This is a genomic window from Clostridium sp. (genome assembly GCF_022482905.1).
Classification (GTDB): domain Bacteria; phylum Bacillota; class Clostridia; order Clostridiales; family Clostridiaceae; genus Clostridium_B.
The window spans coordinates 568,414-582,371 of record NZ_JAKVOI010000001.1; the positions used below are offsets into that span (position 1 = coordinate 568,414).

Annotated in this window: 13 protein-coding genes and 1 pseudogene; 10 read left to right on the top strand and 4 right to left on the bottom strand. The window is 34.6% G+C overall.

All coding sequences use genetic code 11. The features are described from left to right. The first annotated feature begins 12 nt into the window (after nucleotides 1–12). Genes LKE46_RS03035 through rnfB form a run of 5 tightly spaced genes read left to right on the top strand, consistent with a single transcriptional unit; the run spans nucleotide 13 to nucleotide 3,691 of the window. Nucleotides 13–1,011 carry an RnfABCDGE type electron transport complex subunit D gene (locus tag LKE46_RS03035; RefSeq protein ID WP_291718328.1) on the top strand — a complete coding sequence of 333 codons (999 nt, stop codon included), beginning with the start codon at nucleotides 13–15 and terminating at the stop codon, nucleotides 1,009–1,011. A 4-nt stretch (nucleotides 1,012–1,015) separates the two neighbouring features. Further along, nucleotides 1,016–1,573 (top strand): RnfABCDGE type electron transport complex subunit G, encoded by a 558-nt coding sequence (locus tag LKE46_RS03040; RefSeq protein WP_291718330.1) that lies wholly within the window; start codon nucleotides 1,016–1,018, stop codon nucleotides 1,571–1,573. A gap of 2 nt (nucleotides 1,574–1,575) precedes the next feature. Then, on the top strand, nucleotides 1,576–2,226 hold the full coding sequence (gene rsxE / locus LKE46_RS03045; RefSeq protein WP_291718332.1) for an electron transport complex subunit RsxE: 651 nt from the start codon (nucleotides 1,576–1,578) through the stop codon (nucleotides 2,224–2,226). Then, nucleotides 2,226–2,807 (top strand): electron transport complex protein RnfA, encoded by a 582-nt coding sequence (locus LKE46_RS03050; RefSeq protein ID WP_291718334.1) that lies wholly within the window; start codon nucleotides 2,226–2,228, stop codon nucleotides 2,805–2,807. Before rsxE ends, LKE46_RS03050 begins: the two co-directional genes overlap by 1 nt. Nucleotides 2,808–2,833: 26 nt before the next feature. Continuing rightward, a complete protein-coding gene (rnfB, locus tag LKE46_RS03055; protein WP_291718336.1) occupies nucleotides 2,834–3,691 on the top strand; it encodes an RnfABCDGE type electron transport complex subunit B in 858 nt (285 codons plus the stop codon). A 58-nt stretch (nucleotides 3,692–3,749) separates the two neighbouring features. On the opposite strand, the gene LKE46_RS03060 is transcribed toward rnfB, so the two are convergent. After that, on the bottom strand, nucleotides 3,750–4,268 hold the full coding sequence (locus tag LKE46_RS03060; protein ID WP_291725540.1) for a Gx transporter family protein: 519 nt from the start codon (nucleotides 4,266–4,268) through the stop codon (nucleotides 3,750–3,752). Between the two features lie 17 nt (nucleotides 4,269–4,285). Beyond that, nucleotides 4,286–4,669 carry a NusG domain II-containing protein gene (locus LKE46_RS03065; RefSeq protein ID WP_291718338.1) on the bottom strand — a complete coding sequence of 128 codons (384 nt, stop codon included), beginning with the start codon at nucleotides 4,667–4,669 and terminating at the stop codon, nucleotides 4,286–4,288. 134 nt (nucleotides 4,670–4,803) lie between these two features. Between LKE46_RS03065 and LKE46_RS03070 the strand changes: the two genes are divergently transcribed. Both LKE46_RS03070 and LKE46_RS03075 read left to right on the top strand, forming a co-directional pair. Beyond that, nucleotides 4,804–6,981: a methyl-accepting chemotaxis protein gene (locus tag LKE46_RS03070; RefSeq protein WP_291718340.1), complete on the top strand. Its 2,178-nt coding sequence runs from the start codon at nucleotides 4,804–4,806 to the stop codon at nucleotides 6,979–6,981. Between the two features lie 127 nt (nucleotides 6,982–7,108). Further along, entirely contained in the window at nucleotides 7,109–7,561 is a 453-nt protein-coding gene (locus tag LKE46_RS03075; protein WP_291718341.1) for an MBL fold metallo-hydrolase, read from the top strand. A gap of 33 nt (nucleotides 7,562–7,594) precedes the next feature. Here the strand turns inward: LKE46_RS03075 and LKE46_RS03080 are convergent. Beyond that, a pseudogene (locus LKE46_RS03080) lies at nucleotides 7,595–9,622 on the bottom strand (thioredoxin domain-containing protein). 63 nt (nucleotides 9,623–9,685) lie between these two features. Next, nucleotides 9,686–10,960, bottom strand: coding sequence for a dihydroorotase (locus LKE46_RS03085; RefSeq protein WP_291718343.1), 1,275 nt, complete (start codon nucleotides 10,958–10,960; stop codon nucleotides 9,686–9,688). Between the two features lie 130 nt (nucleotides 10,961–11,090). On the opposite strand from LKE46_RS03085, the gene LKE46_RS03090 reads away from it, so the two are divergent. The 3 genes from LKE46_RS03090 to LKE46_RS03100 all read left to right on the top strand — a co-directional run bounded on the left by LKE46_RS03090 (nucleotide 11,091) and on the right by LKE46_RS03100 (nucleotide 13,942). Further along, nucleotides 11,091–11,651 (top strand): DUF3867 domain-containing protein, encoded by a 561-nt coding sequence (locus LKE46_RS03090; protein ID WP_291718345.1) that lies wholly within the window; start codon nucleotides 11,091–11,093, stop codon nucleotides 11,649–11,651. A gap of 81 nt (nucleotides 11,652–11,732) precedes the next feature. Continuing rightward, complete coding sequence (locus LKE46_RS03095) at nucleotides 11,733–12,413, top strand: response regulator transcription factor (RefSeq protein WP_291718348.1); 681 nt, start codon at nucleotides 11,733–11,735, stop codon at nucleotides 12,411–12,413. Then, the gene (locus LKE46_RS03100) at nucleotides 12,410–13,942 is read left to right on the top strand and encodes an ATP-binding protein (protein WP_291718350.1); all 1,533 of its coding nucleotides are present in this window, start codon (nucleotides 12,410–12,412) and stop codon (nucleotides 13,940–13,942) included. Before LKE46_RS03095 ends, LKE46_RS03100 begins: the two co-directional genes overlap by 4 nt. The last annotated feature ends 16 nt before the right edge of the window (nucleotides 13,943–13,958 follow it).

Consider the following 13,958-nt stretch of genomic DNA (forward strand, 5'->3'; position numbering starts at 1 on the left):
GAGGTTATAAAAATGGCAGAGACAGAATTAGTTAAAAAAGAAGTTTTTACTGTTTCAACATCACCACATATAAGATGTGAAGAATCTATATCAAAAATAATGTGGAGTGTAAATTTGGCTCTTGCTCCGGCAGCCATATTTTCAATTTATAATTTTGGAGTACCTGCATTAAAAATAATTGTAGTAAGTATAATTGCAGCTGTCGTGTCAGAAATATTCGTAGAAAAAGTAAGACATAAACCAATAAGCATAAAAGATGGAAGTGCATTCTTGACGGGACTTTTGCTTGCCATGTGTGTACCGCCTACGCTTCCGCCTTATATGATAGCAATAGGTTCGTTTATAGCGATAGCAATAGCAAAGCATTCAATGGGTGGACTTGGGTATAACATATTTAACCCGGCACATGTAGGAAGAGCTGCTCTTATGGCTTCATGGCCGGCTGCAATGACCCTCTGGAGTAAGATGACAACAAGCGTAGATGTTGTATCTTCTGCAACTCCACTTGGAATATTGAAGATGGAAGGATACTCAAAGCTTATAGAAACTTTTGGAGGTGCTGGAAATCTATACAAGGCTTTATTTATAGGAACCAGAAATGGAAGTATAGGTGAAACTTCTACCATATTACTTATTTTAGGCGGACTATATCTCATATACAAACATTATATAAATTGGCAGATTCCAGTAACCATGATTGCTACTGTAGGAATATTGACCTGGATATTTGGACCTAATGGTGCATTTACAGGTGATCCAATATTTCATATGATGGCTGGAGGACTTATAATAGGGGCGTTTTTCATGGCAACGGATATGGTTACAATACCTATAACAGTAAAAGGACAAGTTATTTTTGCAATTGGTGCTGGACTTATAACTACACTTATAAGGTTAAAAGGTGGTTATCCAGAAGGAGTTTGTTACTCTATACTTTTGATGAATGCTGTTACACCATTGATTGACCGTTTGATTCAGCCGACTAAATTTGGTTCAGAGGCGAGGAGGTAATTTTATGGCAAAAGAGAAAGATAAATTTTCTATTTTTAATATTGCCAAAAATTTGGCAGGAGCCTGTTTTATATCAGGGGCCGTAATTGCAGCTACTTATTATTTCACTGCTCCGGTAGCTGCAAAGAAGCAGATACAGATAAAAAATGATTCCATGAAGGAACTGGTAAAGGATGCAGATAGCTTTAAAACCGTAAGTGGAAAGAAAGAATGGTATTCCGCTGTTAAAGGAAGCAAGACTATTGCCTATGTAATTCCAGCATCAAGTAAAGGTTATGGTGGAGCTATAAGTTTATTGGTAGCTGTTACACCCGATGGTAAAGTAATAGATTTCAGCATTGTATCACATAATGAAACGCCTGGATTGGGTGCAAACGCAGCTGAACCGTCATTTAGAGGACAGTTTGAAGGTAAAGCGGCTAAAAATCTTACGGTTACAAAGGATAAGTCGGATAAAGATGATATTCAGGCTATGACGGGAGCAACTATAACTTCAAGGGCTGTTACAAAGGGAGTCAAAGAAGCTGTAGTTGAGGTTACTAAATATACAGGAGGTAAATAAATATGAAAGATAGTGTTAAAAAATACACTGGCAGAGAATTATGGGGCATATTTGAAAAAGGAATAGTTATGGAAAACCCTATCTTTGTACTTGCACTCAGCCTTTGTCCGGCACTTGCAGTAACAGGTGAAGCAGCTACTGCACTTACAATGGGACTTTCTGTAATGTTTGTAATAACTGCCAATAATACGGTTGTTTCCATAATTAGAAATTTTGTAAATGCAAAGGTCCGTGTACCGGTTTATATAACTTCTATAGCAACGATAGTTACGATGGTTGAACTTGTACTTCAGGCATTTGCACCACTTTTATATAAAAAATTAGGTATATATCTGGCATTGGTTGTTGTATTCGCCATAATACTTGCGCGTGCAGAAGTATTTGCTTCAAAGAACTCAATATTTCCATCATTCCTCGACGGTCTTGGCATGGGAACTGGATTTTGCTTTGCACTTGTCATAATCGGAATTATACGTGAGCTGTTCGGTATGGGTTCTATATTTGGATTTAAAGTATTGGGAGCATGGTATAATCCTGCGCTTATAATGATTCTGCCGCCTGGTGGTTTTATACTTATAGGATACCTTGTTGCAATAGTCAAAGTTCACAATCAGCGTCAGGAAAAGTTAAAGATAAGTAGGGGTGAATTGTAATGGCATATCTTACATTATTTATAAGTTCGGTACTTATAAACAATTTTGTTTTGACAAGATTTCTTGGACTCTGTATTTTCTTCGGAGTTTCAAAAAATTTAAATGCTTCCATTGGAATGGGAATGGCTGTTACTTCGGTTTTGACACTTAGTTCAATATTTGCGTGGATCATATATCATTTTGTACTTCTGCCTTTTCATCTAACATTCTTGACTACAGTTGTATTTGTACTTCTGATTGCAAGCTTTGTACAGCTGCTTGAAATGATAATAAAGAAGCAGGCACCGGCATTATACAATATGTGGGGAATTTATTTACTGCTGATTGCAACAAATTGTATTGTACTTTCGGTACCTCTTTTAAATGTGGATTCAAACTATTCATTTTTAATGAGTGTTGTAAATGCTATCGGTGGTGGTATGGGTTTTGCTCTTGCCATAATACTTATGGCAAGTTTAAGAGAAAAATTGAGACTGGCGGATGTTCCTAAGCCTCTTGAAGGACTTGGAATTGCTTTTATTCTTGCAGGAATGCTGGCACTGGCTTTTCTTGGTTTCTCAGGTATGATACCAGTATCATAAAGCTCTATAGAAAGGAGATTTTTTAAATGTTAAGTATAGCAATTATGGTTCTCGTTGTAATGACGGCTACAGGTATAATATTTGGAGTTGTACTTGGATATGCGAACAAGAGATTTGCCATTGAGTCAAATCCTCTTATAGATTTAGTTGAAGAAGAACTCCCCAAAGGTCAGTGCGGAGGATGTGGATATGCTGGATGTCGTGCCTATGCAGAGGCAGTAGTTCTGGACAAGGATGTGCCGCCGAATCTCTGTATTCCGGGAAAGGCAGCTGTAGCGGAAGCCGTAGCTAAGTTAACTGGAAAAGCGGCTGCAGAGGTTGAACCCAAAGTTGCACATGTTATGTGCAATGGAAATTTTCAAAATGCCACTAGAAAATATAACTATGCAGGCGTAAAAGACTGTGCTGCGGCAAATCTTCTTCAGGGAGGCCCGAAATCATGTGAGTATGGATGTATAGGTTTCGGCACCTGTGTCAAGAATTGTCCTTTCGGCGCAATGATGATGGGATCAAATGGTTTACCATTAATAGATACGGATGTATGTGTTGGCTGTGGAAAATGTGAGAGTGTATGTCCTAAGAGTGTAATTTCACTTATACCTTTGGGAGCAAAAGTTGAAGTTGAGTGTAACTCCAAGGATAAAGGTGCCAAAGTACGTAAAAATTGTAAGGTTGGCTGTCTGGGATGTGGTATGTGTGCAAGAAATTGTGATCACAATGCAATCAAGGTTGTAGATAATCTGGCTGTAGTTGATACGCATATTTGCATAAATGAGTGTTCGGAGGAGAAATGTCTTACCAAATGTCCAACTGGTGCAATCAAGTATATACTTAAGGATTTAAATGAACATGAAAAGAGCAAACAGGAAGCAGCAGCTAATTAAATATAGTTGAATCAAATTTATAATTAAAGGTTACTTCCAGTAAGAAGTAACCTTTAATTTATTGAATCAAATCCTTGAACATGGGTATATTTTTCAGGCGTGCAATTAGAAATTTAGTACATAGACCTATAAAATAGCCAGTTATAATAGCTGAAATCAAGAGTACCGGAAGATATACATATATTCTAAAATCATTTATTATAAGTGAAGCTGCAAATAACTGGCCTATATTATGGAATATTGCTCCACATATACTTATTGTCCACAGGCTCATTGAATTTTTGAAGAACTTATATAGCAGTATCATTACCAAGTTGCTCAGTATTCCGCCGCATATGCTGAAAATAAAGGCTGACATGCTTCCTCCAAACATGGAGCCAAGAAGTGTTCTAAGCAGCATGATAGTTAAAGCCTCTTTCCAGCCAAGAAGGATCAGTGCTGAAAGTGAAATCATGTTTGCGAGTCCAAGTTTTATTCCAGGGAATATGACTGGAATTTGAGCTTCTAACACATATATAACGAGGGCAATGCCTAGCAAAAAACTTAGAAAAACCATTTTTTTTGTGCTGTTATTCATCATAATATCCAATCCAATCATTGTGTAATATTGTCGTAATCTGAATCTTTACCCGTTATTTCTATTATAAGTTTATGTGGAAGACAGACTATGCTTTGTCCGGGTTCTGATATCCATCCGGTTTTCACGCATATTTTATCAGGACAATCTGCATCCTCAATTGAAATTTTGCCTTTCTGCATTTTAACTTTATTGAAATGAGTACCTTTGTATTTTACGATAAATTCTTCCGTATTATTTACCTTGTTCAAGTCAACATTTTTTATTGTTTTTCCATCTTGTTTTATTATGGCTATTTTTTTTGAACCTGACAAATTATTTCTATATGTAAAAACTCCAACTATGCTTATTACAACTAATAAAATTATTGTTATCGATGCAATTTTATCTCCTTTTTTCATGCAAATCTCCCATTTTTATATATAATAATATATTGTACTATTAAATTTTACTACATTATCAATACAGTTACTATAGTCATAATGGCAAAAATGTGCAATAATTATAAATATATTCGTAATAGGGGGCAAAAATTATGGTTAAATTAAAGTTTATGTATGCACTTAACAGAAAAATTAAGAAGCAATCCGAACAGGTGTTTGAAGGTATATCCAAAGGCAGAAAAAAGGCTTTGGACAACTGGTTCAGGGATAAATGGATGCAGCTGGAAACTACGAGTAATGTATTGAAAAGCTTTGATGAAAACGAAGATGAATTTAGTGAGGAATTGAATGGAAGGCTTGAACAGTATGATGATTTTTGCGAACTTTTTATACTGGATGGTAATGCCAAAGTACTGAAATCTACCTGTAAAAAGCACTTGGGACTTGATATGAATGATCTTCCGAATTATGAGACTGGTATGAAAAATGAAAGACTGATGTATGGACCCTATGAAGATCCTAATACTATGGATATTGATCTATCCGGTAAGAAATTTGCAGATGAAGTCACATTGATGTTTTCCATTCCATATATCAATTATTCCGGAGATAGAAGAATACTTTTGGGAAGGGTGCTAAATGATGACATGAGCAACGTAATTCAGGATGAAGATACCCATGTTTACAAGGATTCAGGAGACAATTATCTTTTTATGGTAGATACTGACAGGGATATACTTCCGGGTACAGCAATTTCCAGAAGCAGATTTGAGGACAGTACTTTTACAAAGGGGGACAATCTCAAAGACGGGGTAAGAACTTCTAAATGGGGAGTTGTAAAGATTAAAAAACATACCGAATTTGAAATAAGATTTACGGATCCTGAAACTGGAGATCTACATCAGGGTGTAAAGAATACCATAAAGAATGGAAGCAATCTTGACTGCTGGCCTGGATATCCAGATTACAGACATATAATGGTTGGAGGAAAGGGAACACTTATAAAACCGCCTTACAGTGGAGAAATATGGGGGATGATGTGTGAAGGCGATATAGCTGAAATATATAATTTCAACAGCATAAGTCTCAAGGTACCATTTATAATATCAATCATTACAGCATTTGTTACAATAATGAATTCCATTATATATTTCCTGAATCCGGATGTCAGATTTATAGGTTTGTTTGCAGCCTGGCTTTTAATAACAGTAATAAGCTATATTATATGTAAAAAGATTATCGTAAAACCTCTGAACAAAACTGTAAACATGCTGCATGTTTTAGCTGAAGGAGAAGGAGATCTTACAATGAGAGTGGACAAGTTATCCTATGATGAAATAGGTGAATTGTCAAGGTGGTTTAATAAATTTATCAACAATCAGATGACAATGATAAAGAGAGTAGGTACTTCTTCAAAAACTTCCAAATCATCGATTGAAGTGGTTTCAGGACTGACCAATAATATAAAGAAAAGTATGAAAACGATAGCTAAAACAGTAAAGGTACTGGTAGATGTTTCAAAGAATCAAAATGATGTATTCCAGGGCACAAAGGAACATTTCAATAATCTGTCCGGCTCCATACAGGAAATGGGCGGACTCATAAATGAAGTTACAAATAAGGTTGTAGATACAAGTGAACATGCACTTGGTGCAAATGAATCATCCAATAAAGTGCTCAATTCCATAAATGAACTTGAAAAGAGCATGAAAATAACATTGGATAGAATAACAATACTTCAGCAGCACTCGGATTCCATAACAAAAGCGGTTACAGCCATAAGCAATATAAGTAAGCAAACCCAGCTCCTGGCGTTAAATGCAACCATAGAAGCTGCAAGGGCTGGAGAATATGGCAAGGGTTTTGGAGTAGTCGCAGGGGAAATATCAAAATTATCGGTGGAGACAGAAGAAGCAACTAAATCAATAGGAAATATTGTTTCAAATATTCAAGGTGAGATTACAAATACTTTTGAGGAAATAAATGAAATAGATACTGAAGTCCATGAATCGACGAGTAATGTAAAATCTAATATCGACACTTTCAAATATATTGTAAATAATATAAAAGATATAAATGAGAATATGGAAACCATACTCGAGATAACAAATAAAGAAAGCCAGGATGTGGACAGCATGGTTGTGAGTATAAATGAAGCAGCTGACGAGATAAACAGCAAAACAGCCAGAGGAGCAAACAGCAGCGCAGAATGTCTTGCATTGCTTGAAAGGATATTGGATAAAACAGTAATATTGCAACAGACAACGGATAATCTGGAATATTCATCCAACAATCTTCAGGAAATGGTTGGTGCATTCAAGACCTCATAGTCAATATTTCTATCTGTTCAATAGAAATTTGGAATTTTTGTGTATAATTTAACTGAAATATGGAGAATATACAATAAGAATATGACTTTGTTTTTATTGAACAAATAAAATTATAGAGGTACTGATTATGTTGTTTAGATTGAATAAGACGCAGAGGATAACTGGTAATGTATTTGTTGTTAAAACATTTATTTCCAACTTTTTTATATATTCGGACAACAATACGGCAGTATGTTTTGACGCGGGATTTATGCCCTTACTTATAAACAGAGAATTGAAAAAGATAAATATAGATCCGGATGTCATATCTGGTATATTTCTGACGGATACGGATTTCAGCCGTACAGGAGGAATCAGAGTATTCAAAAATGCCGATGTGTACTTGTCCTGTGATATTTCATCCAAAAGATCACAAAAACTTGTATCCTATTTGAACAATAAAATAAAAACAGACTGTAAAAGACTTAAAGATGGAGATGTAGTAAATATAGGGAAAATAAGGATCAGACCATTTGTAATTCCAGAGCATCCGTCAGGATCAATGTCATATATGGTAAATGACAGTATATTGTTTATATAGTATAAAAAGAGAGCTGGACTTCAAAAGTCCGGCTCATAACATTTTATCAAGTAGTTTCAGATCTGTTATGGGTTTCTTGCAGGAAAAGTTTTCACATATATACACAGTAGTACTACCATTTATCAAGTTATAATTTTTCATGAGTGGAAAGCTGTGTTCCAAATTTCTATCATAATCTGAGAATATAAAGGATACTGTAAACGGATCTAATTTGCAGTCCAGTACGTTCTTTAAAAAATTTTTTCCATTATTATTTTTTCCGAGAACTGCAATAATTTGTCTTGTTGAAACTTGTGAAAATTGAAAAGCTATAAGAGAGAAACAGTATGATACAGGATATGTGCTTATCTCACTTGAGAAACACTTGAATATTTGCAGGCCTTTTTGTCTAAGTTCAAGGTTTCCAGTTAAATAGGACAATCTTATTAAATTCAATGCAGATACTGAGTTCGCAGATGGAATTGCACCGTCATATATTTCCTTTGGCCTTGTAATAAGGTGTTCACTGTCACTCCCATACAGAAAAAATCCTCCCTTATCGTGATCCCAGAAAAATTTAAAAAAGTCATTATTGAAATCAAGGGCTTTTTTTATATACTTCAAATTGTAAGTCGACTCATACAGTTCTATGAGACCCCATATTAGAAAGGAATAGTCATCCGCATATCCGGGAAATGAGGAATCGCCATCGCGATATCTGGATAACAGTCGACCATCTTTTCTTGTCAATTTATTCAGTATGAAGTCAACAGCTTTTTCTGCACACGATATATATTTTTTGTCCCTGAATATTCTTCCGGCTATGGACATGGCAGCGATCATCAACCCATTCCAGGATGTCAGAATTTTATCATCTTTGTTTGGATGAATTCTAGTTTCCCTATAATCGAACAGTTTTTCCCTGCAGTTTTCTATGAATCCCATATCGGAAGATTTAATTGAAGTACCGATTAAATTTGGTATATTTCTTCCATCAAAATTGCCCTTTTCATTTATATTGTAATAGTCACAAAATTTTCTCCCTGATTCTTCTCCAAGAACAGCTTTTATCTCATCAATAGTCCATATATAAAAGCTTCCTTCTTTTCCACCAGAATCCGCATCTTCTGATGAGTAGAAACCTCCATTTTTTGACGTCATATCCCGCATGATATAGGTTAATATATTCTTGGCTGTTGAAGAATAACTAGGGTCTCCGGTAGATTTATAAGCTTCGGAGTAGATTATTGCAAGCAGCGCATTGTCATAAAGCATTTTTTCAAAGTGGGGTACAAGCCATTTCCTATCTACAGAATATCTGCTGAAGCCGTAGCCTATGTGATCGTATATTCCACCACATTGCATGAAGTCAAGAGTTTCCCTGAGCATCTTCATTGCAGAAGCATCTTCTGTCTTGTACCAGTACCTTAAAAGAAACATGAGATTGTGGGGTGAAGGAAATTTGGGGGATATTCCAAAGCCTCCGTAATGGGCATCAAAATTTTCTTTCAGGCCCAAAAAGCATTTTTCAAGAATATCAGATGGAATATCCTCAGTTGATTTCTGTTTTGTTCTGTTTGCTATTTCCAATATGTTATTGCTTTCCTCTATAAGTCTGGATTTATCATTTTTCCACATGTTCAATATATATGACAATATATTTTCAAGGTCATCCTTGGGAAAATACGTACCTGCAAAAAATGGTTTTTGATCCGGGGTCATAATTATTGTAAGGGGCCAGCCGCCGCTTCCCGTAAGGTGCTGACATATATTCATGTAAATGCTGTCTATATCCGGTCTCTCCTCACGATCTACTTTTATGGAAACAAAATATTTATTTAGTATATCAGCAATATTCTTATTTTCAAAATCTTCCTTTTCCATTACATGACACCAGTGACATGATGACTTAATGACCCACTAAGAATACCCAATAGATAAAAAAATTGGTTTATTCTCCGATTTTGCCTTTATAAAGGCTTCCTTACACCATGGAAACCAGTTTACAGGATTGTAGGCATGCTGGAGTAAATATGGTGATTTTTCATTTATCAATCTATTGGGCGTGCTAGTCAGGTTCATAAGATCACCTCCTTCAAATATTTTAAATATAGTATAACCTGGATAACATAAAATATAATAAAATTAAATATTGCAGGACTTATACACTATCTGGCCATTGTGTATTGTAAATTTAATTCTTCCTGTCAATGTCTGACCAATAAAGGGTGAATTGCAGGATTTCGAAAGAAAATTTCTGACTGTATATTTTTCATCGGGATTAAATATAACAATATCTGCACTGTGGCCTACTTTTATATAACCTCTGTCAAGTCCATATAATTTTGCTGGATTGACTGTAAGTTTTGAAATCATGTCCATATAAGTTAAAGAGCCGGATTTTACCAGATAAGTTATACACAAGGGAAGAGAAGTTTCCAGGCCTATTATTCCACTTGGGGCTTTGGAAAATTCTCTTCCTTTTTCTTCAGCTGAATGAGGTGCATGGTCGGTCGCTATTATTTCGATTGTATTGTCTTTTAACGCTTCTATTATGGATAGTCTGTCTTTTTCCATCCTAAGGGGAGGGTTTATTTTGGCATTTGTTCCTTTTTCAAGAATCATATTTTCTGTCATGCTGAAATGGTGAGGTGTGGCTTCTGCCGTTATATCCGCCCCCATTTTTTTTGCCCATTTTATGAGATCTACAGACAGGGATGAGCTTATATGCTGTATATTTATCTTTGCACCTGTCGATATAGCAAGACAAGCATCTCTTGCAATGAGTATGTCTTCTGCCTCATGAGGAGAACCTTCAAGACCAAGATTTTCTGATATCTTCCCTGAATTTATTCCATTTTGTTTTATGAGACAAGGGTCCTCCTCGTGGAAACTTAAAGGAACATCCAGTTTTTTTGCCATTTTCATAGCGTCCAGTGCCAATTTTGAGTTCGTTATGGGTCTGCCGTCATCGGAAAAACCTACAGCACCGGCACTTTTTAGGATAGTCATGTCTACAAGTTCCTTACCATCCATATTTTTTGTGATTGAAGCCACCTGGAGTATTTCAATCTTTGCCGATACTACTTTGTCAAGTATATATTTTAGAGTATCTAAATTGTCAACGACAGGTTCCGTATTTGCCATGCATACAACAGTAGTGTAGCCACCTGCAGCTGCAGCTTCGGCACCGGTAAACATATCCTCTTTATATGTAAAACCAGGATCGCGGAAATGACTATGTATGTCGATGAACCCTGGTGACACAATGCAATTTGAAGCATCAATTAGTTCCATGCAAGGCAAAGCGGCTATATTTTTATCAATTTTTATTATATTTTTTTCATCTATAAGTATATCAAGTTCTTCTTGTGTATTGCTTAAAGGGTCAACAAAACATCCATTCTTTATAAGCAGCATGAATATATCGCCTCCAAATATTAAGTTTATTTATAAGTATAGCATATTCCAGTGAATTTTGATAAAATATAAAAAAGGGTGATTAATTTTGATCGAATACTAGCTATATAATTTTTAGGAGGATTTTTTCATGGATGATAATGATGACAAAATTGTGAGTTTTAATGAATTAAAAAACAAGGCAAGGGAAAAGGATGTAGAAAAAATAGAAGACTACGTATACGGACTTTGCTATGATATGGCTCAGGGGAAAATCACCATGGCTGATTTTTCAAAAAGTCTTCAAAAATATATGGATGAAAACAATATATCCCAGGAAAAGATGTTTAACATACAAAAAGAACTTATGAAGAGATATGGCATTGATATGGAAGATATGGAAAATCAGATGAAAAGTATGGGATTCAATATACCGGCGATGAATAGAAGTACTGATTATGAAACGGTAAGAAAGGCCCTGAGTTTTCAAGAAAAGTATAAGGATAAGATTGGAAGCGCATTGATTACAACTTATAGTATAGGCAATGTAGAAATATATATAAATGAAGAAAAAATACTGCTTAAAAGTTCAGGAAAAATAGATTTGAAGGATGTTGAGTTGAATGAATTTTTATGCTCCTACAAGAATGTAATAAAGGATAAAAAGTTGAATATATCAATTTGTGAAAATACAAAAGTATTTGAGTATTAGACTGACTATAATGCCGCGTAATAAGTAGTACGTGGTATTCTTTATAAAATAGATATTTTTATTTATGAAGGGAATAATGATATGAATAGAACTATTCTAATGGTAGATGATGAAGATAGAATGAGAGTACTTATGGAGGCCTATTTGAAAAAAGAAGGCTTTGGAGTTATACTGGCAGAAAATGGGCAGAAGGCTCTGGACAAATTTAAAAAGAACAGCATAGATCTTGTGGTATTGGATATAATGATGCCGGTTATGGACGGATGGACGGTATGCCGCAGACTTAGGGAGATTTCAAATGTACCAATAATAATGTTGACTGCAAAAGCGGAGGATGAGGATCAACTTCTGGGATTTCAACTCGGAACGGACAGTTATGTAACCAAGCCTGTGAGTCCCAATGTATTGGTGGCAAAAGTAAAGGCGCTTTTGAAGAGAGCTTATTCATCACTGGATGAAAACATAAATTCCGAAAATTTTGATGGACTTAATGTAAATGAAGATGCTCATGAGGTTAAGATAGATGGAAACGATATATACCTTTCACCAAAGGAATTTGAACTTTTATGTTATATTATGAAGAATAAAAATATAGTTTTAACTAGAGAAAAAATACTTGACTCCGTATGGGGAATGGATTATTATGGGGATTTAAGAACTGTCGATACTCACGTAAAACGGCTTAGAGAAAAGCTTGGAGACAGGGCTTATTTGATAAGTACTGTAAGAGGAGTAGGATATAAGTTTGGAGTAAAAAAATGAAACTAGAGGATGTATTTTCTCAGAATAAATTTATTGTAAAAATAAGAAAAAATATAACACTTAAATTGTTTGTAATAACCACATTGGTTTTTACCATATTTATAACTAGTACACTCGTTTTTGAGTCGCTATTTTTTGGAAAATTTTATATATCACAGAAGAAGAGAAATTTACAAAACAGACTGGAAAAATTTGAAGACAGCTATAATAAAACAAAAGATAAGGAAGCTGCGGTTAATTTAATAAGAAGTTTTGAAGAGGATAACAATTCCAAGATTGTAATAGTAGATAAAAATGGAAAAATAAAATTTCTTACGAGTCCTGATACTAGAGGTTATGATGAAATAAGAGTTAAAATTATAAATGACATCATAGTTGAATGGAATATGAATTCAAATTTACTGGATGAAATGAAATCAAAAGATAAGCCTATTACAGTTGTTACGGAAATGAGGATCAATGGTGTTAAAAATATACTGAGTGCAGTTCCCGATAATAAAAAAGGTGAAATAATATTTGCAATAATTTCACTTCAGCCTGTAAATGAGGCTTCCCTGGTTATAAAGCAGTTTTATGTATATTTTTATATAGGAGCTATTGTACTTATTGTCATTTTATCTTTGATATATACCAATATGGTTTCCAATCCGCTTGTAAAAATGAACAACGTTGCAAAAAAAATGGCTTTGATGAATTTTTCAGAAAAGTGCAATATTGAAAGTGAAGATGAAATCGGGAATCTGGCAAGTACTCTTAACTTTTTGTCGAATAACTTGGACAATGCACTCACATCTTTAAAAGAAGCAAATAAAAAATTGGAAGATGATATAGAGAAGGAGAGAAAACTTGAAAAAACAAGAAAGAATTTTATAGATTCAGTATCACATGAATTGAAAACACCTATAAATCTTATAGGTGGATATGCGGAGGGGCTTAAGGACAGGGTGTTCGAATCTGAAAAAAGGGACTATTATATTGATATAATAATAGATGAAAGCAGGAAAATGGCTGGTCTTGTAAATGATATGTTAAACCTGTCGCATATGGAGTCTGGAACCTTCAAGTTGACAAAGGAAAAATTTTTTATAGACAAATTAGTAAATTCAGTCATACACAGGTTTTCAGTGATTATAGAAAGCAAAGGCATTCATCTTGAAAACAGAATGTTAAAAAATATTGAAATATATGCTGATTGGGATGCTATTGAACAGGTGACTACTAATTTTTTAACAAATGCAATCAGATATACTGATGAGGGAGGTAAAATAGTATTTTCGACTAAAAAAACAAATGGAGATGTTATTGTTTCTGTGGAAAATTCAGGCAGGCATATACCTGAACCTCAAATTGATAAGGTATGGGACAATTTTTATAGAATAGATAAGTCCAGAAATAGAAAGTTGGGAGGCACTGGCCTCGGACTTTCAATAGTAAAAAATATACTCACACTCCATAGATATAAATATGGAGTAAAAAATACGGATATGGGAGTAAAATTTTATTTTATATGCAATACAATAGAAAAATAAAAATATAAATTTTATA

Bases quoted from the DNA above. Each gene is read 5' to 3' on its own strand.
- LKE46_RS03035 (WP_291718328.1), top strand. From the start codon at position 13: ATGGCAGAGACAGAATTAGTTAAAAAAGAAGTTTTTACTGTTTCAACA.
- LKE46_RS03040 (WP_291718330.1), top strand. From the start codon at position 1,016: ATGGCAAAAGAGAAAGATAAATTTTCTATTTTTAATATTGCCAAAAAT.
- rsxE (WP_291718332.1), top strand. From the start codon at position 1,576: ATGAAAGATAGTGTTAAAAAATACACTGGCAGAGAATTATGGGGCATA.
- LKE46_RS03050 (WP_291718334.1), top strand. From the start codon at position 2,226: ATGGCATATCTTACATTATTTATAAGTTCGGTACTTATAAACAATTTT.
- rnfB (WP_291718336.1), top strand. From the start codon at position 2,834: ATGTTAAGTATAGCAATTATGGTTCTCGTTGTAATGACGGCTACAGGT.
- LKE46_RS03060 (WP_291725540.1), bottom strand. From the start codon at position 4,268: ATGAATAACAGCACAAAAAAAATGGTTTTTCTAAGTTTTTTGCTAGGC.
- LKE46_RS03065 (WP_291718338.1), bottom strand. From the start codon at position 4,669: ATGAAAAAAGGAGATAAAATTGCATCGATAACAATAATTTTATTAGTT.
- LKE46_RS03070 (WP_291718340.1), top strand. From the start codon at position 4,804: ATGGTTAAATTAAAGTTTATGTATGCACTTAACAGAAAAATTAAGAAG.
- LKE46_RS03075 (WP_291718341.1), top strand. From the start codon at position 7,109: ATGTTGTTTAGATTGAATAAGACGCAGAGGATAACTGGTAATGTATTT.
- LKE46_RS03085 (WP_291718343.1), bottom strand. From the start codon at position 10,960: ATGCTGCTTATAAAGAATGGATGTTTTGTTGACCCTTTAAGCAATACA.
- LKE46_RS03090 (WP_291718345.1), top strand. From the start codon at position 11,091: ATGGATGATAATGATGACAAAATTGTGAGTTTTAATGAATTAAAAAAC.
- LKE46_RS03095 (WP_291718348.1), top strand. From the start codon at position 11,733: ATGAATAGAACTATTCTAATGGTAGATGATGAAGATAGAATGAGAGTA.
- LKE46_RS03100 (WP_291718350.1), top strand. From the start codon at position 12,410: ATGAAACTAGAGGATGTATTTTCTCAGAATAAATTTATTGTAAAAATA.